The sequence below is a fragment of the Streptomyces endophyticus genome (assembly GCF_035798155.1).
GTDB classification, from domain to species: Bacteria; Actinomycetota; Actinomycetes; order Streptomycetales; family Streptomycetaceae; genus Streptomyces; species Streptomyces endophyticus.
The window spans coordinates 25,597-42,563 of sequence record NZ_JAOZYC010000135.1; the positions used below are offsets into that span (position 1 = coordinate 25,597).

A 16,967-nucleotide genomic window follows, 5' to 3' on the forward strand; every position below is an offset into this window, starting at 1 on the left:
GAGGGAACCGCAGGTCAGCAGTGGTCCCGCAGAAAGTCGATGATCGGCTCCAGGGTCGCGGTCACCTGGCGGGCCCCCGCCTCCCGCAGGGCGGCCTCCTTGCGGGGATGACGCGCGTAGCCCAGAAACGCGACGCCCGCTTCCCGCGCCGCCACCAGGTCCGTCACGGCGTCGCCGATCATCAGCGTGGCCCCGGGCGCGGCCCCCATCGCCGACATGGCGCGGTTGAGGCAGTACGGGTCCGGTTTGAGGAGGGCCAGGTTCTCGGTGCGGCCGTAGATGTGCGGTTCGAAGCAGTCGGACAGGCCGCGGCTCGCGATGTAGCGGCGGGCCGCCTCGGCCGAGTTGTTGGTGGTGATGGCGAGGCGGACGCCGGTCGCCTTCCAGGTGCGGATCAGCGGGTCCACGTGTTCCGTGGGCCAGGCCGTACCGACGGCGCGCAGCTCCTGCGCGGTGAGCCGGCTCTCCATCTCCAGGACCAGATCGCTGTCCGGCCGTGCCCGCCCGAGGCGGCGCAGCGCGGCGTGCGGGTCCTCGTCCTGGCGCTCCTCGTCCGTGAGCACGTCGCCGAGACCTTGCGCGTCCAGCCACTCCACCTGCTGCCGCGCGATCCCCGCCGCCGGCCGTCCCGCGAACAGCCGGCAGATCGGTCCGTCGAAGTCGAAGAGGACATGGCGGGCGCCAGCGATCAGCTCGGCGAGGGTGCCCGCCTCGCGCGCGTCGCCCTGTTCGGTCGTTTCCCGACTTGATTCGGTCTCGTCTGCCACCGGAACAGTCTGCTTCGTTGTCTCTGAAGTCACTAGGAGAGTGTCAGGTCGGAGGTGATGGTTTCCCAGAGGGCGTCGAACCACTTCTGCGACTCCTCCACGAAGGTCCGGTCGCGGTGGCCCGCCCGCTCCTCGAAGGAGAAGAGCAGGGCCTGCGTCCCGGAGGCCGAGAACATCTCCAGCTTGGTGTCGTTGTCGATCTCCTCCTCGCGCCGCGTGACCATGTAGTACGAGAGGAGCGCCTCGGACTGGTTCAGCAGATAGAGCTTGACCGGCGGGGTGAAGGGGAGGGCGCGGAAGGTCACCCGTACGTCGATGTCGTGCGAGGAGCGCAGGGAGCGCAGGTTGTGGCGCAGCACCTGGCCCTGCGCGTTGCGCTGCGCCAGCCAGCGGTCGTGCACCGCGACGCCCTCGGAGTGGTCGGTTCCGTCGCTGTCGTCGGGGACCGGCACCGGGAAGGCGAGGTCGATGTCGCGGCTGGGCAGCAGGATGCGTACGTCGAGGGACTCGGGGCGGATGCGGCCCTCGTGGATGTGGCGCAGCGGCTCGCCGAGCGCCAGCATCAGGGTCTCTGAGGTCATGCAGACCGCGTCGATACGGACGTGCGGGGCGTGGAAGGCCTCCACCAGGCGGGGGGCGAGGGCGACCATGGAGGGCTGCGGCTCGTCGCGGGCGGCGGTGCCCGGGGCGATGCGTGGCGGGCTGCCCTTGCTGCGCTTGCTCAGCAGGCCGTCCGTCTCCAGGAGTTGCAGCGCCTGACGGACCGTGCCGCGCTCGACGCCGAACTCATCGGCGAGCGTGGCCTGCGTGGGCAGTTGGTCGCCCGGCCTCAGGGCGCCCTCCCTGATGCGCTCGCGGAGTTGGTCGGCGATCTCCTGGGCCGTGAGCCTTCTCCTGCCGTTCAGTGTCGCGTCTGCCATGTCCGCCACGCCCTGCTCCCCTGGGTACCGACCAAACGCTACAACTCGCCTGTATTTGGTGAGAGTTGTCGTCCTCCTGTTTATATACCACGACCAAGTGGGGACAACTCCAGTGCAGTTGGTCACCAACTTGAATGAAGGTGGCCAATGGTGGCAGCGAAGGAGACCAAGTAAGGCCCATCAGCGAAGCAACGCCGAAGCAGGAGGAACCACCATGTCCGTACTGAGCCTCCTCTCCGCGGTGGTCGTGATGGCCTTCGAACAGCTCGCGCAGTGGCACTACGGCCCGGCCGGCCTCGCGGGCCTGCTCCTGCTCGCCATCGGCGCCCGGGCCAGGAACGCCACCTGTAGTTCACTGGGCGGCATACTGCTCGCGCTCACGGTGGCCGGGCCCGCGCTGCACTGACAGGGCCCGCGCCGCACCGACCGGTCCCGCCGCCGTCACGAGCTCAGCGTCAGGTCCTGGCTGATTGTGTTCCACAGGCCGTTGAACCACAGGTGGGACTGCTCCACGAAGGTCGTGTCGCGCAGCCCCGCTCCGTGCTCGAACGCGAAGAGCATCTGCCGCACGCCCTGCGCGTCGTACACGTCCACCCGCTCATGGTCGATCTGTTCGCCGCGTCTGGCCAGCGTGTAGTACGCGAACAGCGCCTCGTTGCTGTTGAGCAGGTAGAGCTTGACCGGGGGCGTGAACGGCAGCGCGCGGAACTCCACCGTGACGTCCATGTTGTGCGTGGCCCGCAGAGCCAGCAGGTTGTGGCGCAGCACCTGCCCCTGCGCGTTGCGCTGCGCCAGCCAGTCGCGTCGCAGCCTGCCGCCCATCGCCACCTCCGCACGCGAGGCCTCCGCCGCCCGCGACACGGGCGGCTCGGCGGCCGGCGGCGCGGGCGCGGGAAACGCGAGGTCGATGTCCCGGCTCGGCAGCAGCACCCGCACGTGCACCCTGGCCGGTTTCAGGCGCCCCTCGTGGATGAGGCGCAGCGGCTCACCCATCGCGAGCGTCAGCGAGACCGCCGTCATGCACAGGGCGTCGATCTCCACGTCGGACCGCTCGAAGGCCTCGGCGATGCGCGGAGCGAGCGTCACCATGGTCGGCTGCGGCGGCGCCTCCGGACCGAGCAGCGCGGGCCGCGGATGGAGCGCGACCATCGCCGGACTGCCCTTCGAGGCGTCCACCAACAGATTCTCGGACTGCAGAATGCGCAGCGCCTGACGTACGGCGGAGCGCTCCACACCGAATTCGCCCGCCAACTGTGCCTGCGTGGGCATCCGTTGGCCGGGGCTCAGGCGCCCGGACGTGATCCGGTCGCGCAGCTCGTCGGCCACTTCGCGGTACGTGCTTCGCGCCCGCTGTGACCTGGGCCGTCCGTTGACGGCGGCATGCTCCCCACTCACAACCAAACCCTACAACTTCCCGCCATCTTTGGGGAGTTGATGTGAAGGTGGTTATGAGTCGCTCTTCAATGGAGATAACTACCTTTGAGTTGGTGACCAACTTCCCGGACATGGTCGGGGGACCTGAAGTTGGTCACCACGAGGACCACAGGTCCTGAAGGAGGTAGGACAATGCCGCTCTTCGCCATCGTCGTCGCCGCACTTGCCATCGGGTTCGAGCAGCTCATCCAGTGGAAGTACGGGCCGATGGGCATCATCGCCTTCATCGCTCTCTCCGTCGGCCTCAAGGCCAAGAACACCGTGATCAGCGGCATCGGGGCCGTCATCCTCGTGATGCTGCTCGCCCAGAGCGGCTGACCGGGCTCCCTTCCGGAGGGGAGCCGGGAGCCCGGTCGGTCAGTAAGCCGTACGTGCACGGGGCCGTGGCTCAGAACACATCGGGGCACCACGGCCGGCGCGAGGTCCGCAGCAGGGCACCGAGCCCGGCGGCGGCACCCGCCTCGTGCTCCACGAGCCGCCCCAGGGCGGCGAGCCGCACCGCGGACTCGTCGCCCAGCCACAGCGCCCCCAACTCACGTACGTCGACCGTGAGTTGAGGGGAGGCGGCGCCCGGCGAACAGACCGCCCCGCCGGGCGTCGCCGTCAACGTGAACCGCCCGCCCGCGAACCCCGCGGGGTCGAGGACCTCGAACGCGATCTCCCCGCTGGTGTCGTACGAGCGCGCTTCCAAGGCCCGTACGACGTCCAGGATCCGCACCCACAGGAAGTCGGCCTGCGTCACGATGCGGGCGGCGCGGGGGTCGGGCAGCAGGTGCGGCAGCAGGTCATCGGGAGCGCGCAGCCCGGACCGCACCGTAGTGATCCAGTCGACCGAGCAGACATACGTCCACAGGGCGCGCTCGGCGGCCGGGGTGACGGCGATCAACTGCCGTACCTGCGCCGTGTTCAGCGGCTGCTTGGCATCGCCCCAGCGGTCGTCGGACTGGTACACGACCAGGCCCTCCACCTCACCGCGCGCATTGCGGTACACCGCGTGGAACGGCTCCGCCCACGGATCCTCCGGGGTCGGCCACAGGCCGGTGTTGTACTGCCACCACTGCTCGTCCCGCGACACCACACCGGCGACGCGGGCGCGCAGCCGCTCGTGCAGCTCCGGGCCGACCTTGCGCACCTCCTCCGGGTCCGCCAGGTCCACTCGGCCGCCGTCGTCCGGGCCCGACCAGCGCGGGTCGAGGCCGGCCCGCGACACATCGACCTCCCACACGGCGCCGGTCGCGGCAGGACCGAACCCGAACCGTCCGTAGATGGGGTACTCCGCCGCGATCAGCGTCGCCGCGACGTCACCGCGCTCCTTCGCCTCGGCAAGATCCGCCGCCATCATGCGGCTGAGCAGCCCGCGGCGGCGGTGCGTGGGGCTGACGGTGACGTTGGTGATCGCGTCCGTGGGGACGGTGGCGCCGCCCGGCACGGTGAGTTCCTGCGCGAAGGAGCGGAACGTGGCGACCTGCCGGGTGCCTCCCCCAAGCTCTTCGAGCAGGGGGTACCCCCTGCCTCCGGCGGGGGCGAAGGCGGCGCGGGTGCGGGCGAGGTCGAAGTGCGCGCGGCGCTTCGCGACGGTCTGCGGCGAGGTGGTCGGCTGGCGCAGGAATCCGGTGTTGAGGGCGCGGCACCAGTCGGGCAGTTCGTCCTCGGTGACGGCCCGTACGGTTGTCGCTTCGCGGGCTTCGGGGGTGGTGGCACGGCTACTCATGGGCTCACGCTAGGTGGGCCGGACGCCAGTGTCGCCCGGATTTTCCCCACGCCACGGGGCTCCGCCCCGGACCCCGCTCCTCAATCGCCGGAGGGGCTTGAAATGCCCCGGTCCCCCGTCCCAGGGCCTCGCGCCTCAGTCGCTAGAGGGGATTCAAGTGCTCAGCAGGTCGTCGACCTGGGCCTCTCCTGTGCGGTAGCGGCGGGCGATTTCCGCGCTGCAGTCGTCCGCCGTGCGCTGCAGTTGGTGGCGGCGGCGCGAGACCTGCTGCTCGTAGCGGACGAGGCGGCCCATCGCCGTGAGCAGTTCGTCGTCCGTGCGGGCCGCCAGGTCGGAGAGCTCGACCTCGGCGAGCATCTCCTGGGCGAGCCGCCGGGACTCCTCGCTGTGCGGGGTGCCGAGCGTGACGTGCCGGGCGGAGGAGCGCTGCCGCGTCGGCTGGTCCCGCAGGATCTCGGAGAGCCGGTCCACGACCGGCGCCTCGGGGTCCTTCCGCCGGCCCGACTCGGCCCGCAGGATGTCGATCCGGCCCTGGAGCAGGCGTCGTACGTAGCTCAGGTCCGCCTCGTTCTGCTGGGAGTCGCGGCGCAGCGTGCGCAGCTCCGGCAGGCGCAGGGCCGACAGGTCCGGGGCGGGCACGGCGGGCAGCTCCGGGCTGTCGGTCCGCTGGGCCGGTGGGCGGCTCAGCGGGGCCATCCGTTCCCTGTGCGTCAGCGATACGGGCTGCCCGGGCAGCCCCGTACTCGTTGTATGGCTCATGGCATGGGTATCCATGGTGCTTACCGTCCCCTCGACCGGACCGCGCCGCACGCCACCGACGCACCGCGTGTCAGCATGGTGCCACTCCCAGTGGCCGCTTCGGGCCCGAGTGCCCCAGATCCGCCCCGGATGGGGGGTTGGGGAGCATGTCAAACCCCTTGCGGGGCACGAAAATCGGCGCACGGCATGATGGCCGTATGCGAGCAGTGGTGCAGAGGGTGGACGGCGCGAGCGTCGTCGTCGAGGACGAGGTCGTGGGCGAGATCAAGGGCGAGGGCCTGTGCGTCCTCGTCGGGGTCACGCACGAGGACACCAAGGAGAAGGCGGCCCAACTGGCCCGCAAACTCTGGTCGGTGCGGATGCTGGCCGACGAGAAGTCGTGCAGCGACATCGACGCGCCGCTCCTCGTGATCAGCCAGTTCACGCTCTACGGGGACGCCCGCAAGGGCCGCCGCCCCACCTGGAACGCCGCCGCGCCGGGACCGGTGGCCGAGCCGCTGGTCGACGAGGTCGTGGCGCAGCTGCGGGCGCTCGGCGCGACCGTGGCGACGGGCCGGTTCGGGGCGAAGATGCGGGTGTCCCTGACGAACGACGGCCCGTTCACGGTGCTGCTGGAGATGTAGCCCCCACGCCCCCACGCCGCCACGGGAGCGGCTACGGCTCGACGACGACTTCCTGCGCCGCCGCCGTGGTCTCCACGAGGAGCTCCGCTTCGGCCGACACGTTCCGCTTGATGACCGCGAGCGCGATCGGGCCGAGCTCGTGGTGGCGTACCGAGGTCGTCACGACACCGATCTTGCGGCCCTCGGGCCCGTCGGCGGCGAGTCGCACCTCGGCACCGTGCGGCGGCAGGTGCACCTCGCTGCCGTCCAGGTGCAGAAAGACGAGCCGCCGCGGCGGCTTGCCCAGGTTCTGCACGCGGGCGACGGTCTCCTGCCCCCGGTAGCAGCCCTTCTGGAGGTGCACGGCCGAGCCGATCCAGCCCAGCTCGTGCGGGATCGTGCGGTGGTCCGTCTCGAAGCCGAAGCGCGGCCGGTGCTGCTCCACGCGCAGCGCCTCGTAGGCGAGCAGTCCGACCGCCGGGCCGTTCGCACTCGCGTACGTCTCCAGGTCGGCGCGCGGCAGGAACAGATCGCGGCCGTGCGGCGTCTCGCGCACGGCCACGCCGTCCGGCACCGGAGCGATCGACCCGGCCGGCAGATGCACCACGGCGAACTCGTCCGTCCGGTCTGCGGCCTCGACCCGGTAGAAGAACTTCATGGACTCCAGGTACGCGAGGAGGGACTCCTGCGTGCCGGGTTCGACGTGCGCCCACGTCGTCGTGCCGTCGTCGACGAGGTACAGGGCGTGCTCGATGTGTCCGTTGGCGGAGAGGATCAGCGCTTCGGTGGCCTGGTTCGGCGGCAGCTGCTCCACGTGCTGGGAGAGCAGCAGGTGCAGCCAGCTCAGCCGGTCCGCGCCGGTGACCGTGAGCACGCCACGGTGCGACAGGTCGACGACGCCGGCCCCGTCCGCAAGGGAGCGCTGCTCGCGGAACAGGTCGCCGTAGTGCGCGGCGACGCCTTCGTCCACGCCCTCGGCGGGGACGGCGCCGGGCAGGGCCAGCAGGGGGCTGCTCGTTGAATGTCGCTGCATGTTCACACACACTACGACGAGTGGGCGGACGCGCTTATTCCTGCGTCCGCCCCTTGTCCTTGGCGCAGTTCTCGCAGCGCCCGAAGATCGCGAAGTGCTTGAGGTCGGTGTCGAAACCGAACTCCTCGCGCAGCTTGGCGGTGAACTCCGCCGCCACGTCCACATCCGCCTCGATCACGTTCGTACAGTCGCGGCACACCATGTGGATGTGGTGGTGCCGGTCGGCGAGGTGGTACGTGGGCGCGCCGTGCCCGAGATGGGCGTGCGAGACGAGCCCGAGCTCCTCCAGGAGCTCAAGGGTCCGGTAGACCGTCGAAATGTTGACCCCCGACGCCGTCCTGCGCACTTCGCACAAGATGTCGTCGGGGGTCGCATGCTCCAGGGTGTCCACGGCTTCCAGGACAAGCTGGCGCTGCGGCGTCAGCCGGTAGCCGCGCTGCCGCAGATCGCTCTTCCAGTCGATGCCTTCGGTGCTCACCACACCGACGAGTCTAGAACGACTTGAAGAAAGCGATTCGGCCTACGTGAAGAAGGCGCTGCCGCCTACTTGAAGAAGGCGATGCCGTCGTCCGGCATGTCCGGGAGATTGCGCGCCATGTCGGCGACGTCCTCCGGGGAGACGACCTTCTTGAGCTGGGCCGACATGTAGGGGCGCAACGGGACCTCGGGGGTCTGCTTCTCGCCGACCCACATCAGGTCGCTCTTCACGTAGCCGTAGAGGCGCTTGCCGCCGCTGTACGGGCCGGAGGCGGCCGTGCGGGCCACCGCGTCCGTGGCGATGTCGATCTGCGGCTTCTTGTCGGCGAGCTCGCCGTACCAGACCTCGACGACGCCGTCGTCGCGGACCATGACGACCTCGACCTTGCGGTCCTTGCCGATCCGCCAGAAGCCGGACTCGGACTCGAGGGGCTTCACCTTGTTGCCCTCGGAGTCCAGGACCCAGGTGTGCGAGTGGTACTCCAGGAAGTCCCGCCCGTCATGGGTGAAGGAGACCTCCTGCCCGAAGTTGGCCTTCTCGGCACCCGGGAAGTCGGTGACGCCGGCGCCGGCCCAGTCGCCCAGGAGGAACACGAGGGGGACGAGGTCGGGGTGCAGGTCGGACGGGATCTGGATCATGAGCGGTTCAGACGTCTCTCAGTGGGGGGTCAGCGCTGGCCCTGGTACAGCTTCTTCACGGTCAGACCCGCGAAGGCGACGACGCCGACGCAGACCAGGACGAGAAGGGTGGAGAAGAAGGCCTCAAGCACGGGATTGCTCCTCGGTGAGCGGAACGTATGCGGATAACAGAGCCGGGCACCACTGTAGTCGTCCGGGCACCGGCGCTCTCGGCGAGGTCGGTCACAGCGGGTGTCACCAGGATGTCGGCGGGGTGCTCACTGGCGGCGCTTCTTCCCGTCCAGTTCGTCCCACCACTCGTCGGACTTCGGATCGCCCGAGGGATCGTCCCACCAGCGGTCGTCGGGCCCGCGCCGGTTGGCGGTGATGGCGGCGAAGGGCGGAATGACCATGGCGACGACGCACATGGCGACGGCGGCCGGCACCGACCAGAGCCGCACGACGCCCCAGGCCAGCACGAACAGGCCGATGCAGACGCCCATCATGGCGAAGTAGACGTGCTTTCGCCGCGCGTACATACCTCCAGCGTAAGCCCGCGGGGGCAGCCCGGCTCCGGCTCGTACATGCCGAAGGGCCGCACCCCTACCAGTGGCGTCCAACCCAGGCGGGGTGCGGCCCTTCAGCCGTCGTGTGTGACCGCTCAGACGGCGATCGCGACCTCGGCGAGCCCGCCGGTCTGGGCGACGACCGTACGGTCGGCCTGGCCGCCGGGGACCAAGGCGCGCAGGGTCCACGTGCCCTCGGCCGCGTAGAAGCGGAACTGGCCCGTGGCCGAGGTGGGGACCTCGGCGGTGAACTCGCCGGTCGAGTCCAGGAGGCGCACGTAACCGGTGACGGGCTCGCCGTCCTTGGTCACCTGGCCCTGGATGGTGGTCTCACCGGGCTTGATCGTCGAGGCGTCGGGGCCGCCGGCCTTCGCTCCGCACATGTTGCTCTCCTAGGAAGTAAAGGTCAGGGGGTTACTTGTTGGCGCCGAGCTCGATCGGCACGCCGACGAGGGAGCCGTACTCGGTCCACGAGCCGTCGTAGTTCTTGACGTTCGGGACGCCGAGCAGCTCGTGCAGGACGAACCAGGTGAGCGCGGAGCGCTCACCGATGCGGCAGTACGCGACGGTGTCCTTGGCCAGGTCGACCTGCTCGTCCTCGTAGAGGGCCTTGAGCTCGTCGTCCGACTTGAACGTGCCGTCGTCGTTGGCGTTCTTCGACCACGGGATGTTGCGCGCGGACGGGACGTGGCCCGGACGCTGCGACTGCTCCTGCGGCAGGTGAGCCGGGGCGAGCAGCTTGCCGGAGAACTCGTCGGGCGAGCGGACGTCGACCAGGTTCTGCTTGCCGATGGCGTTCACGGCGTCGTCGCGGAAGGCGCGGATCGACGTGTCCTGCGGCTTGGCCTTGTACTGCGTGGCCGGACGGTTCGGGACCTGCGCGCCGTCGACCAGGTCGCGGGAGTCGAGCTCCCACTTCTTGCGGCCGCCGTCGAGGAGCTTCACGTCCTGGTGGCCGTAGAGCTTGAAGTACCAGTACGCGTAGGAGGCGAACCAGTTGTTGTTGCCGCCGTAGAGGACGACGGTCGTGTCGTTGCCGATGCCCTTCTTCGACAGCAGCTCCTCGAAGCCGGCCTGGTCGATGAAGTCACGGCGGACCGGGTCCTGAAGGTCCTTGGTCCAGTCGATCCGGATCGCGTTCTTGATGTGGTTCTTGTCGTACGCGGCCGTGTCCTCGTCGACCTCGACGATGGCCACGCTGTCGTTGTCGAGGTTGGCCTCGACCCAGTCGGCGTCTACCAGGACGTCGCTGCGGCTCATGTTGAATCCTCCGGGGCAGTTGCGGGGGTATGCGAAAGGGGTGTGCGTAGCTGCACGGGGACCCCGAGTCAGATGCCTCAAGGGGTCCGGGAAAAGCGGGAGTTGAGCCGTCCCACTCAGGCGGCGCGACAGAGCATGGCGGCGACGCGGCACAGGTCTACTGCCCGCCGCTTCGTGAGATCCGCCTGTCGCTTCATGAGTCCGATCGTAAGGACGTACCCGTGGCCGTGTCACCGGCGTGTCGGATGGTGAGACGAGATCGTCCGGAATGTGAGAACGATCGCGGCTCCCGGCGCCGTCCGGCCCGTCGCCGCACCGCCTGGCGCCCGTCGGCATCTACTCTGCGGACGCCTCCGTCTCGCAGTTCGGACCGACGCTCTCGGCGGCCCGTTCCCGCGTCTCCCCGGGCCTACCCGACCAGGTCGAGGTCCGAACCCTTCACCGTGATCTCGATGCCCTGATCGACGGCCTGCACCCGGTCGAACTCGATACCCGCCGGCAGGTCGTCGAGCGCCTGCTGGAAGTCGATGACGCCCCGGATCGGGCCCTCCGCCAGCTTGAACGCGCTGATGTCCGGCAGGCTGTCGGCGTGCGCGGAGACCTTGCCGCCGTCGACGTCGACCGTGCTGCGCACCGTGGGCCGCACCGTGCCGAGCGGGGTCTTGACCGCGACCGTGACCTTGACCTTGTGGTCGCCGCCGTACGAGAGCCCGTCGATCCACGCGGAGACGCCGGGGGCGACCTGCGCCGGGCCCTCCTTCTTCACGGCCTTGAGGAGCTCGGTGTAGTCGATACGGGCGGTGCCGGTGGCCGAGTCCGCGGTGGCGGAGCTGTAGCTGCTGTCGAACTTCACACCGTGCATCTCGGCCTTGAGGTCGGCGATCCGGATACCGGCGCCGTCGCTCTTGCCGCTCTTCGCCTCGAAGTCCTGGATGCCGAGCTGGACGTCGTCCAGGGTGCCGCCCGCGACCTGGGTCAGGAACGGGAAGCCGTTGATCGACACGTCGGGGGTCTGCCCGAGCCCCTCGCTCGTGCGGATCTTGTCGGCGGCCTTGCTCTCGGCGAAGTGGACCGCGACCCGGTCCGCCGCCACAAAAAGGCCGCCGATGACGACGACAAATATCAGCAGTATTCGCAGTGCGCGCATGGCGGGGAGGGTACGCGAACGGCCTAGGGCCCTTCTGACGGATCAGGCTGGATGCGGACGGCCGGCCACGTGCGGTGCCGACAAGTGGGGTCTGGTGCGTGCAGCTGCAAGGCGGAGGAGGGCGTCAACGCGGAGCGTTGGCAACCGACGACAACGCAGCAGATGTGCGTGCCAGGGCCCACGACTCCGGCAAGATCCGTCAGAAGGGCCCTAGCCGAGGGCGCGGCCCAGCAGCCACACCGCCGGAGCCGCCGCGGCCAGTGGCAGCGCCACGCCCGCCGTCATGTGCACGAAGCGGGACGGAAAGTCGTACGACGCCACGCGGTGGCCGATGACGGCACAGGCACCCGCGCCGAGACCGAGGAAGGCGCCGCCCGTGCCGAAGTCGGTGATGCCGCCGGCGGCGATCCCCGCACCGGTGGCCGCGAGCAGCGCCACGACGACGGACACGACGGTCGGCAGCGGCAGCGCGCGGGCCACGATCGCGACCGCCACGGCCACCGCGCCGACCGTCACCGCGTCGGGCTCGGCCGCCAGGTGTCCGGCCGCCACGATCGCGAGCGCGGAGGAGGCGACCGTCGCCATCAGGCCGTACATCCGCTCGTCCGGGTCGGCGTGCGAGCGCAGTTGGAGGACCAGGGTGAGCAGCACCCAGACGCCGAGCGTGCCGAGGATCGCGGCGGGTCCGTTGTCCCGGCCCGCCACGAGCAGCGCGACATCGGCGACGACGCCGCCCATGAAGGCGAGCGCGATGCCCTGGCGCGCGGGCCACATCCCATTGAGCCGGAACCAGCCCGCGGCCGTGACCGCTTGCAGCACCAGCAGCGGGACGAGCAGCGCGTACGAGCCGATGGCGGCGCCGCCCGCGAGCAGCAGGGCGAGCACGGCGGTGATCGCGGCGGGCTGCATCCCGGGCTCGATGATGGGCGACCGCGACCGGCGTTGAGCACGGGTGGGCATTTCAAGGCCTTGGGACGCTTGATCACGGGTGGGCATTTCAAGCCCCGTACTGGGACGAGAGCCAGCGGGGTCCGGGGCGGAGCCCCGTGAGCCCCACCCCTCCGGCGCCGAGGGCACGGCCTCGTACGACCACTGCTGCTGCGGCACCGGCGCCGGCGGCGGCTGCCCGTACGGGTCGTACTGCGGGTCGTACTGACGCGGGTACTGCTGGTTGTTGCTCATCGGGGTGTCATCCTCCTGCGAACGGCGGGAGCACCTCGACCGTGCCGCCCTCGGCAAGCCGTACCGTCTCATGGCCACGGGTCCCGACCGGGTCCCCGTCGATCAGGAACGAGGAGCGCTGGAGGACCCGGACGAGATCGCCGGGGTGCCGCGTGCGCACCGCTTCCAGCGCCGCGGCCAGGGTCTCGGCCTCGTACGGCTCCTCCGCGACGCCGGCGGCGGCCTTGGCCGCGGCCCAGAAGCGGATCGTGCCCTGCGCCATTCCCGACTCCTCTCTCGGTCCCGCTCTGCTTACGGCGTCCTATTGTGCGGCAAGCGTCGCCGCGACCCACGTCCCGATCCGCTCGATCAGCTCGTCGCCGGCCGCGTTCTCGGCATGGCCCATCCCCGGTTCGAGCCACAGCTCCGCGGCCCCGTCCGCCGCCGCCCCCATCAGCATCCGGGGGTGGTCGACGGGAAAGTACGGGTCGCGGTCGCCGTGCACCACGAGCAGCGGGGTCGGCGCGAGCAGCGGGACCGACTCGACCGGCGAGAGCGGGACCGGGTCCCAGTCGTACGGGTGGATCCGCGTGCGCAGCCCGAAGCGGCTGACAAGGCGTCCCGCGGGCCGGGTCACCGCCCAGTGCACCCGCCGCATCGGGGCCGTGCCGCGGTAGAACCACCGGGCGGGGGCGCTCACCGCGACGACCCCGTCAACATGCGCTTCCGTGCGCCCCCTGTGCAGTGCGGCCTGCCGCAACACCACCGAACCGCCCATGGAGAAGCCGACCGTCACCACGCGCGCGTGGCCGAGCGAGCGCGCCCATTCGACCGCCGCCGCGAGATCGAGCACCTCCTTGTCGCCGACCGTGGACCGCCCGCCGGAGCGCCCGTGCCCCCGGAACGAGAACGTGATCACGGCCGCACGCTGCGCGAACACCGCTGCCGCGCGGCGCACATGGGGCCGCGCCAGATCGCCGGTGAAGCCGTGCGCGAGCACGATCGCCGGGGTCTCGGGGCCGCCGGGACCGGGCTCGTAGGAGGCGTCGATGGCGACCCCGTCGAGTGTCCGGAGCATCACGCGCCGTCTCCGTTCCGTGATCGGCCACACAGAAGATCCACGCTCGTCACCTGCCGGACCCCAACTCATGTGGGCTATTCTGCTGGGAAGAGGACTCGGGCAATGCAGCCCCCGGGTCCTTTTGTGCTTTCAAGGGCGTTGTATACGACGCCCTGAAAGTACTTGCAAAACAGCAGGTCAGACCCCAGGGCGCGGGGTCTCCTGCCAGTACGAAGCAGTGCCGCAAACGTCCTCGTAGGGACCCGAGGAGGAACCAGACGTTATGGGCGAGCGAACCGTGCACGAACGTATGACGACCCAGGCAGGTGGGCGGCGATGAGTTCTCTGCTGCTCCTTACGAATGCCCTTCAGCCGTCGACGGAGGTGCTTCCCGCTCTCGGCCTGCTCCTGCACAACGTGCGAGTGGCTCCGGCGGAGGGCCCCGCTCTCGTCGACACCCCCGGTGCCGATGTCATCCTCATCGACGGGCGCCGAGACCTCCCGCAGGTCCGCAGTCTCTGTCAGTTGCTCCGCTCCACGGGGCCCGGCTGTCCGCTGGTGCTCGTCGTGACGGAGGGCGGCCTCGCCGCCGTCACCGCGGACTGGGGCATCGACGACGTGCTCCTGGACACCGCGGGACCCGCGGAGGTCGAGGCACGCCTCCGGCTCGCCATGGGCCGGCAGCAGATCGTCACCGACGACTCCCCCATGGAGATCCGCAACGGCGATCTGTCGGTGGACGAGGCGACGTACAGCGCGAAGCTCAAGGGCCGGGTCCTGGACCTGACCTTCAAGGAGTTCGAGCTGATCAAGTATCTGGCGCAGCACCCCGGGCGGGTGTTCACGCGGGCCCAGCTGCTCCAGGAGGTCTGGGGCTACGACTACTTCGGCGGCACCCGGACCGTGGACGTGCACGTGCGAAGGCTGCGCGCCAAGCTCGGCCCCGAACACGAGTCGCTGATCGGCACCGTGCGCAACGTGGGCTACCGCTTCGTCACCCCGGAGAAGCCGGAGAAGAAGGCGGAGAAGAACGCCGAGGCGCGGGCCGAGCGGCGGGCGGAACAGGAGGCCGAGCAGCGGGCCGCGGCCGCGAACAAGGCGGATACCGCAGAAAACACGGACAAGGTCCCGTCCCCCGTGGACGGACTGGGTCGCCCGACCTCCGTACGCCGTTAGCGGTGCGGCTCATGACCTGCCCAGAGGGTGGTCCATCCGCGTAGACTCCGCGCGTGGCCAAGGTGACTCGGGACGATGTGGCGCGGCTGGCGGGTACCTCGACCGCCGTCGTGTCCTACGTGATCAACAACGGACCCCGGCCGGTCGCCCCGGCCACGCGCGAGCGGGTGCTCGCCGCGATCAAGGAGCTGGGGTACCGGCCCGACCGGGTCGCCCAGGCCATGGCCTCGCGGCGGACCGACCTCATAGGCATGATCGTGCCGGACGCGCGCCAGCCGTTCTTCGCGGAGATGACGCACGCCGTCGAACAGGCGGCGTCGGAGCGCGGGAAAATGGTCCTGGTCGGCAACTCGGACTACGTGCCGGACCGCGAGGTCCACTATGTGCGCGCGTTCCTCGGCATGCGGGTCTCCGGGCTGATCCTCGTCTCGCACGGTTTCAACGACCTCGCGGCGAACGAGATCGAGGCCTGGGACGCCCGCGTCGTCCTGCTGCACGAGCGGCCCGAGGCGATCGACGACGTCGCGGTCGTGACCGATGACATGGGCGGCGCCCAGCTCGCCACCCGGCACCTCCTGGAGCACGGCCACGACTACGTCGCCTGTGTGGGCGGCACCGCGGACACTCCCTCCGTGGGCGACCCGGTCTCCGACCACGTCGAGGGCTGGCGCCGTGCCATGAAGGAGGCGGGGCGGTCCATCGACGGCCGGCTCTTCGAGGCGCCGTACAACCGCTACGACGCCTACAAGATGGCGCTCGGCCTGCTGGCCGGGCCCGACCGGCCGCCCGCGATCTTCTGCTCCACGGACGACCAGGCCATCGGTGTGCTGCGGGCCGCGCGCGAGCTGCGCATCGACGTGCCGGGCGGCCTCGCGGTGGCCGGCTTCGACGACGTGAAGGAGGCGGGGCTCACCGATCCGCCGCTGACCACCGTCGCCTCGGACCGTCCCGCGATGGCGCGGGCCGCCGTGGACCTCGTCCTGGACGACTCGCTGCGGGTGGCCGGGTCGCGGCGCGAGCGGTTGAAGCTCTTCCCCTCGCGGTTGGTCGTCCGGCAGTCCTGCGGCTGCGCGTAGCCGCTCCGCGGGTCGCCGGGGTTTTGGTCGGGCCCGACCTTTATTTCGGGCAAACAGGGTTCTGCTGGGACTCTCAGGGCACACTCAGCCGCCTCTCATGAACGCGCCACAGGCTTGGTGCCATGACCGAGACCTACCGCCGAAGCGGCGATGACTCCCAGGCCCTCCCTCCGCAGCCCCCGTATCTGCCGGGCGTGGTGCTCTCCGAGCAGACGCACGAGCAGCAGACGCACGAGCAGCCGCGGTACGAGCACCCGCAGCACGGCAGCCCGAAGAAGAAGCGGCTGCGTGGCCCGGCCGGGCTGATCACGGCGGTGGCGATCGCGGCGGCAGCCGTCGGTGGCGGCACCGCGTATGCCTTCCAGGAGCTCACCGGCTCCGCCACGGCCTCGTCCGCCACCAGCACCACGGTGGTGCCCAGCAGCAAGAAGGGCACCGTGTCCGGCGTCGCGGAGGCGGTCAGCCCGTCGATAGTCGAGGTCAACGCGACTCTCGGGTCCGGTTCCTCGACCGGCTCCGGCGTGATCATCACGAGCGACGGCGAGATCGTCACCAACAACCACGTCGTGTCCGGCGCCTCCTCCGTCAAGGTCTCGACGAGCGACGGCAAGACGTACACCGCCGAGGTCGTGGGCACCGACGCGAAGAAGGACCTCGCGCTCATCAAGCTGAAGAACGCCTCCGGCCTCAAGGCCGCGACGCTCGGCGACTCCGAGGGCGTCAAGGTCGGCGACGACGTCGTCGCGATCGGCTCCCCCGAGGGCCTGACCGGCACCGTGACCAGCGGCATCGTCTCGGCGCTCCAGCGCGATGTCACGGTCTCCACCGACGAGGACCAGCAGCAGCAACAGCAGGGAAGCGGCGGCAGCGGCGAGTGGCCGTTCGAGTTCGGCGGCCAGGAGTTCAACGGAAACACCGGCTCGTCCAAGACGACGTACAAGGCGATCCAGACCGACGCGTCCCTCAACCCCGGCAACTCCGGCGGCGCCCTCATCGACATGAACGGCAACATCGTCGGCATCAACTCGGCGATGTACTCGTCCGCTTCGGACTCCTCCACCTCGTCCTCCAGCAACGGCAGCGTGGGCCTCGGCTTCGCCATCCCGATCAACACGGTCAAGGCCGACCTGGACACCCTGCGCTCCGGCGGCGCGGACAGCTGACGCAGGCCCGGCGCGGCACGCGCGCCCCGGGTCGCCG

The 16,967-nt window shown here is 70.1% G+C and carries 22 protein-coding genes; 6 read left to right on the top strand and 16 right to left on the bottom strand.

The features are described from left to right. Nucleotides 1-14: 14 nt before the first annotated feature. Together OKJ99_RS23830 and OKJ99_RS23835 are read right to left on the bottom strand one after the other, a co-directional pair. Nucleotides 15-851, bottom strand: coding sequence for an HAD family hydrolase (locus OKJ99_RS23830; RefSeq protein WP_407700753.1), 837 nt, complete (start codon nucleotides 849-851; stop codon nucleotides 15-17). Beyond that, a complete protein-coding gene (locus tag OKJ99_RS23835; protein ID WP_326019462.1) occupies nucleotides 800-1,687 on the bottom strand; it encodes a GntR family transcriptional regulator in 888 nt (295 codons plus the stop codon). Before OKJ99_RS23835 ends, OKJ99_RS23830 begins: the two co-directional genes overlap by 52 nt. A 214-nt stretch (nucleotides 1,688-1,901) precedes the next feature. Between OKJ99_RS23835 and OKJ99_RS23840 the strand changes: the two genes are divergently transcribed. Beyond that, a complete protein-coding gene (locus OKJ99_RS23840; RefSeq protein ID WP_326019409.1) occupies nucleotides 1,902-2,093 on the top strand; it encodes a hypothetical protein in 192 nt (63 codons plus the stop codon). A 35-nt stretch (nucleotides 2,094-2,128) separates the two neighbouring features. On the opposite strand, the gene OKJ99_RS23845 is transcribed toward OKJ99_RS23840, so the two are convergent. Beyond that, the gene (locus tag OKJ99_RS23845; protein WP_326019410.1) at nucleotides 2,129-3,088 is read right to left on the bottom strand and encodes a winged helix-turn-helix domain-containing protein; all 960 of its coding nucleotides are present in this window, start codon (nucleotides 3,086-3,088) and stop codon (nucleotides 2,129-2,131) included. 165 nt (nucleotides 3,089-3,253) lie between these two features. On the opposite strand from OKJ99_RS23845, the gene OKJ99_RS23850 reads away from it, so the two are divergent. Further along, nucleotides 3,254-3,439: a hypothetical protein gene (locus OKJ99_RS23850; RefSeq protein WP_326019411.1), complete on the top strand. Its 186-nt coding sequence runs from the start codon at nucleotides 3,254-3,256 to the stop codon at nucleotides 3,437-3,439. A 70-nt stretch (nucleotides 3,440-3,509) separates the two neighbouring features. On the opposite strand, the gene OKJ99_RS23855 is transcribed toward OKJ99_RS23850, so the two are convergent. Continuing rightward, nucleotides 3,510-4,832 carry a GNAT family N-acetyltransferase gene (locus OKJ99_RS23855; RefSeq protein WP_326019412.1) on the bottom strand — a complete coding sequence of 441 codons (1,323 nt, stop codon included), beginning with the start codon at nucleotides 4,830-4,832 and terminating at the stop codon, nucleotides 3,510-3,512. Nucleotides 4,833-4,985: 153 nt separating this feature from the next. Then, nucleotides 4,986-5,528 carry an RsiG family protein gene (locus OKJ99_RS23860; RefSeq protein WP_326019463.1) on the bottom strand — a complete coding sequence of 181 codons (543 nt, stop codon included), beginning with the start codon at nucleotides 5,526-5,528 and terminating at the stop codon, nucleotides 4,986-4,988. A 260-nt stretch (nucleotides 5,529-5,788) separates the two neighbouring features. Between OKJ99_RS23860 and dtd the strand changes: the two genes are divergently transcribed. Next, nucleotides 5,789-6,214, top strand: a complete 426-nt coding sequence (dtd, locus tag OKJ99_RS23865) for a D-aminoacyl-tRNA deacylase (protein ID WP_326019413.1) — start codon at nucleotides 5,789-5,791, stop codon at nucleotides 6,212-6,214. A gap of 31 nt (nucleotides 6,215-6,245) precedes the next feature. On the opposite strand, the gene ygfZ is transcribed toward dtd, so the two are convergent. The 11 genes from ygfZ to OKJ99_RS23915 form a co-directional block, all read right to left on the bottom strand. Then, a complete protein-coding gene (gene ygfZ, locus OKJ99_RS23870) occupies nucleotides 6,246-7,226 on the bottom strand; it encodes a CAF17-like 4Fe-4S cluster assembly/insertion protein YgfZ (protein ID WP_326019414.1) in 981 nt (326 codons plus the stop codon). A gap of 34 nt (nucleotides 7,227-7,260) precedes the next feature. After that, complete coding sequence (locus tag OKJ99_RS23875) at nucleotides 7,261-7,707, bottom strand: Fur family transcriptional regulator (RefSeq protein ID WP_326019415.1); 447 nt, start codon at nucleotides 7,705-7,707, stop codon at nucleotides 7,261-7,263. A gap of 62 nt (nucleotides 7,708-7,769) precedes the next feature. Further along, a complete protein-coding gene (locus OKJ99_RS23880) occupies nucleotides 7,770-8,342 on the bottom strand; it encodes an FABP family protein (protein ID WP_326019416.1) in 573 nt (190 codons plus the stop codon). A gap of 257 nt (nucleotides 8,343-8,599) precedes the next feature. After that, nucleotides 8,600-8,860, bottom strand: a complete 261-nt coding sequence (locus OKJ99_RS23885; RefSeq protein WP_326019417.1) for a DUF3099 domain-containing protein — start codon at nucleotides 8,858-8,860, stop codon at nucleotides 8,600-8,602. 122 nt (nucleotides 8,861-8,982) lie between these two features. Then, a complete protein-coding gene (locus OKJ99_RS23890; protein ID WP_266712503.1) occupies nucleotides 8,983-9,270 on the bottom strand; it encodes a DUF1416 domain-containing protein in 288 nt (95 codons plus the stop codon). A gap of 31 nt (nucleotides 9,271-9,301) precedes the next feature. Continuing rightward, nucleotides 9,302-10,147, bottom strand: a complete 846-nt coding sequence (locus tag OKJ99_RS23895; protein ID WP_326019418.1) for a sulfurtransferase — start codon at nucleotides 10,145-10,147, stop codon at nucleotides 9,302-9,304. A gap of 116 nt (nucleotides 10,148-10,263) precedes the next feature. After that, entirely contained in the window at nucleotides 10,264-10,344 is an 81-nt protein-coding gene (locus OKJ99_RS43785) for a putative leader peptide (protein ID WP_352133573.1), read from the bottom strand. Between the two features lie 212 nt (nucleotides 10,345-10,556). Next, nucleotides 10,557-11,294 (bottom strand): LmeA family phospholipid-binding protein, encoded by a 738-nt coding sequence (locus OKJ99_RS23900; RefSeq protein ID WP_326019419.1) that lies wholly within the window; start codon nucleotides 11,292-11,294, stop codon nucleotides 10,557-10,559. 210 nt (nucleotides 11,295-11,504) lie between these two features. Then, nucleotides 11,505-12,548, bottom strand: coding sequence for a hypothetical protein (locus OKJ99_RS23905; RefSeq protein ID WP_326019420.1), 1,044 nt, complete (start codon nucleotides 12,546-12,548; stop codon nucleotides 11,505-11,507). Beyond that, nucleotides 12,484-12,738 (bottom strand): MoaD/ThiS family protein, encoded by a 255-nt coding sequence (locus OKJ99_RS23910; RefSeq protein ID WP_326019421.1) that lies wholly within the window; start codon nucleotides 12,736-12,738, stop codon nucleotides 12,484-12,486. The genes OKJ99_RS23905 and OKJ99_RS23910 overlap by 65 nt, the downstream gene beginning before the upstream one ends. A 39-nt stretch (nucleotides 12,739-12,777) precedes the next feature. Beyond that, nucleotides 12,778-13,605 carry an alpha/beta hydrolase gene (locus tag OKJ99_RS23915; RefSeq protein ID WP_407700754.1) on the bottom strand — a complete coding sequence of 276 codons (828 nt, stop codon included), beginning with the start codon at nucleotides 13,603-13,605 and terminating at the stop codon, nucleotides 12,778-12,780. A 246-nt stretch (nucleotides 13,606-13,851) separates the two neighbouring features. On the opposite strand from OKJ99_RS23915, the gene OKJ99_RS23920 reads away from it, so the two are divergent. The 3 genes from OKJ99_RS23920 to OKJ99_RS23930 all read left to right on the top strand — a co-directional run bounded on the left by OKJ99_RS23920 (nucleotide 13,852) and on the right by OKJ99_RS23930 (nucleotide 16,930). Beyond that, nucleotides 13,852-14,691, top strand: a complete 840-nt coding sequence (locus OKJ99_RS23920; protein ID WP_326019422.1) for a response regulator transcription factor — start codon at nucleotides 13,852-13,854, stop codon at nucleotides 14,689-14,691. A gap of 53 nt (nucleotides 14,692-14,744) precedes the next feature. Further along, a complete protein-coding gene (locus OKJ99_RS23925) occupies nucleotides 14,745-15,767 on the top strand; it encodes a LacI family DNA-binding transcriptional regulator (RefSeq protein WP_326019423.1) in 1,023 nt (340 codons plus the stop codon). Nucleotides 15,768-15,889: 122 nt separating this feature from the next. Further along, nucleotides 15,890-16,930, top strand: coding sequence for a S1C family serine protease (locus OKJ99_RS23930; RefSeq protein ID WP_326019424.1), 1,041 nt, complete (start codon nucleotides 15,890-15,892; stop codon nucleotides 16,928-16,930). The last annotated feature ends 37 nt before the right edge of the window (nucleotides 16,931-16,967 follow it).

What these genes read in the sequence shown, in the direction of transcription:
- OKJ99_RS23835 (WP_326019462.1), bottom strand. Translation starts at nt 1,687, where the DNA reads ATGGCAGACGCGACACTGAACGGCAGGAGAAGGCTCACGGCCCAGGAG.
- OKJ99_RS23840 (WP_326019409.1), top strand. Translation starts at nt 1,902, where the DNA reads ATGTCCGTACTGAGCCTCCTCTCCGCGGTGGTCGTGATGGCCTTCGAA.
- OKJ99_RS23850 (WP_326019411.1), top strand. Translation starts at nt 3,254, where the DNA reads ATGCCGCTCTTCGCCATCGTCGTCGCCGCACTTGCCATCGGGTTCGAG.
- OKJ99_RS23855 (WP_326019412.1), bottom strand. Translation starts at nt 4,832, where the DNA reads ATGAGTAGCCGTGCCACCACCCCCGAAGCCCGCGAAGCGACAACCGTA.
- OKJ99_RS23860 (WP_326019463.1), bottom strand. Translation starts at nt 5,528, where the DNA reads ATGGCCCCGCTGAGCCGCCCACCGGCCCAGCGGACCGACAGCCCGGAG.
- dtd (WP_326019413.1), top strand. Translation starts at nt 5,789, where the DNA reads ATGCGAGCAGTGGTGCAGAGGGTGGACGGCGCGAGCGTCGTCGTCGAG.
- ygfZ (WP_326019414.1), bottom strand. Translation starts at nt 7,226, where the DNA reads ATGCAGCGACATTCAACGAGCAGCCCCCTGCTGGCCCTGCCCGGCGCC.
- OKJ99_RS23880 (WP_326019416.1), bottom strand. Translation starts at nt 8,342, where the DNA reads ATGATCCAGATCCCGTCCGACCTGCACCCCGACCTCGTCCCCCTCGTG.
- OKJ99_RS23885 (WP_326019417.1), bottom strand. Translation starts at nt 8,860, where the DNA reads ATGTACGCGCGGCGAAAGCACGTCTACTTCGCCATGATGGGCGTCTGC.
- OKJ99_RS23890 (WP_266712503.1), bottom strand. Translation starts at nt 9,270, where the DNA reads ATGTGCGGAGCGAAGGCCGGCGGCCCCGACGCCTCGACGATCAAGCCC.
- OKJ99_RS23895 (WP_326019418.1), bottom strand. Translation starts at nt 10,147, where the DNA reads ATGAGCCGCAGCGACGTCCTGGTAGACGCCGACTGGGTCGAGGCCAAC.
- OKJ99_RS43785 (WP_352133573.1), bottom strand. Translation starts at nt 10,344, where the DNA reads ATGAAGCGACAGGCGGATCTCACGAAGCGGCGGGCAGTAGACCTGTGC.
- OKJ99_RS23900 (WP_326019419.1), bottom strand. Translation starts at nt 11,294, where the DNA reads ATGCGCGCACTGCGAATACTGCTGATATTTGTCGTCGTCATCGGCGGC.
- OKJ99_RS23905 (WP_326019420.1), bottom strand. Translation starts at nt 12,548, where the DNA reads ATGAGACGGTACGGCTTGCCGAGGGCGGCACGGTCGAGGTGCTCCCGC.
- OKJ99_RS23910 (WP_326019421.1), bottom strand. Translation starts at nt 12,738, where the DNA reads ATGGCGCAGGGCACGATCCGCTTCTGGGCCGCGGCCAAGGCCGCCGCC.
- OKJ99_RS23915 (WP_407700754.1), bottom strand. Translation starts at nt 13,605, where the DNA reads ATGAGTTGGGGTCCGGCAGGTGACGAGCGTGGATCTTCTGTGTGGCCG.
- OKJ99_RS23920 (WP_326019422.1), top strand. Translation starts at nt 13,852, where the DNA reads ATGAGTTCTCTGCTGCTCCTTACGAATGCCCTTCAGCCGTCGACGGAG.
- OKJ99_RS23930 (WP_326019424.1), top strand. Translation starts at nt 15,890, where the DNA reads ATGACCGAGACCTACCGCCGAAGCGGCGATGACTCCCAGGCCCTCCCT.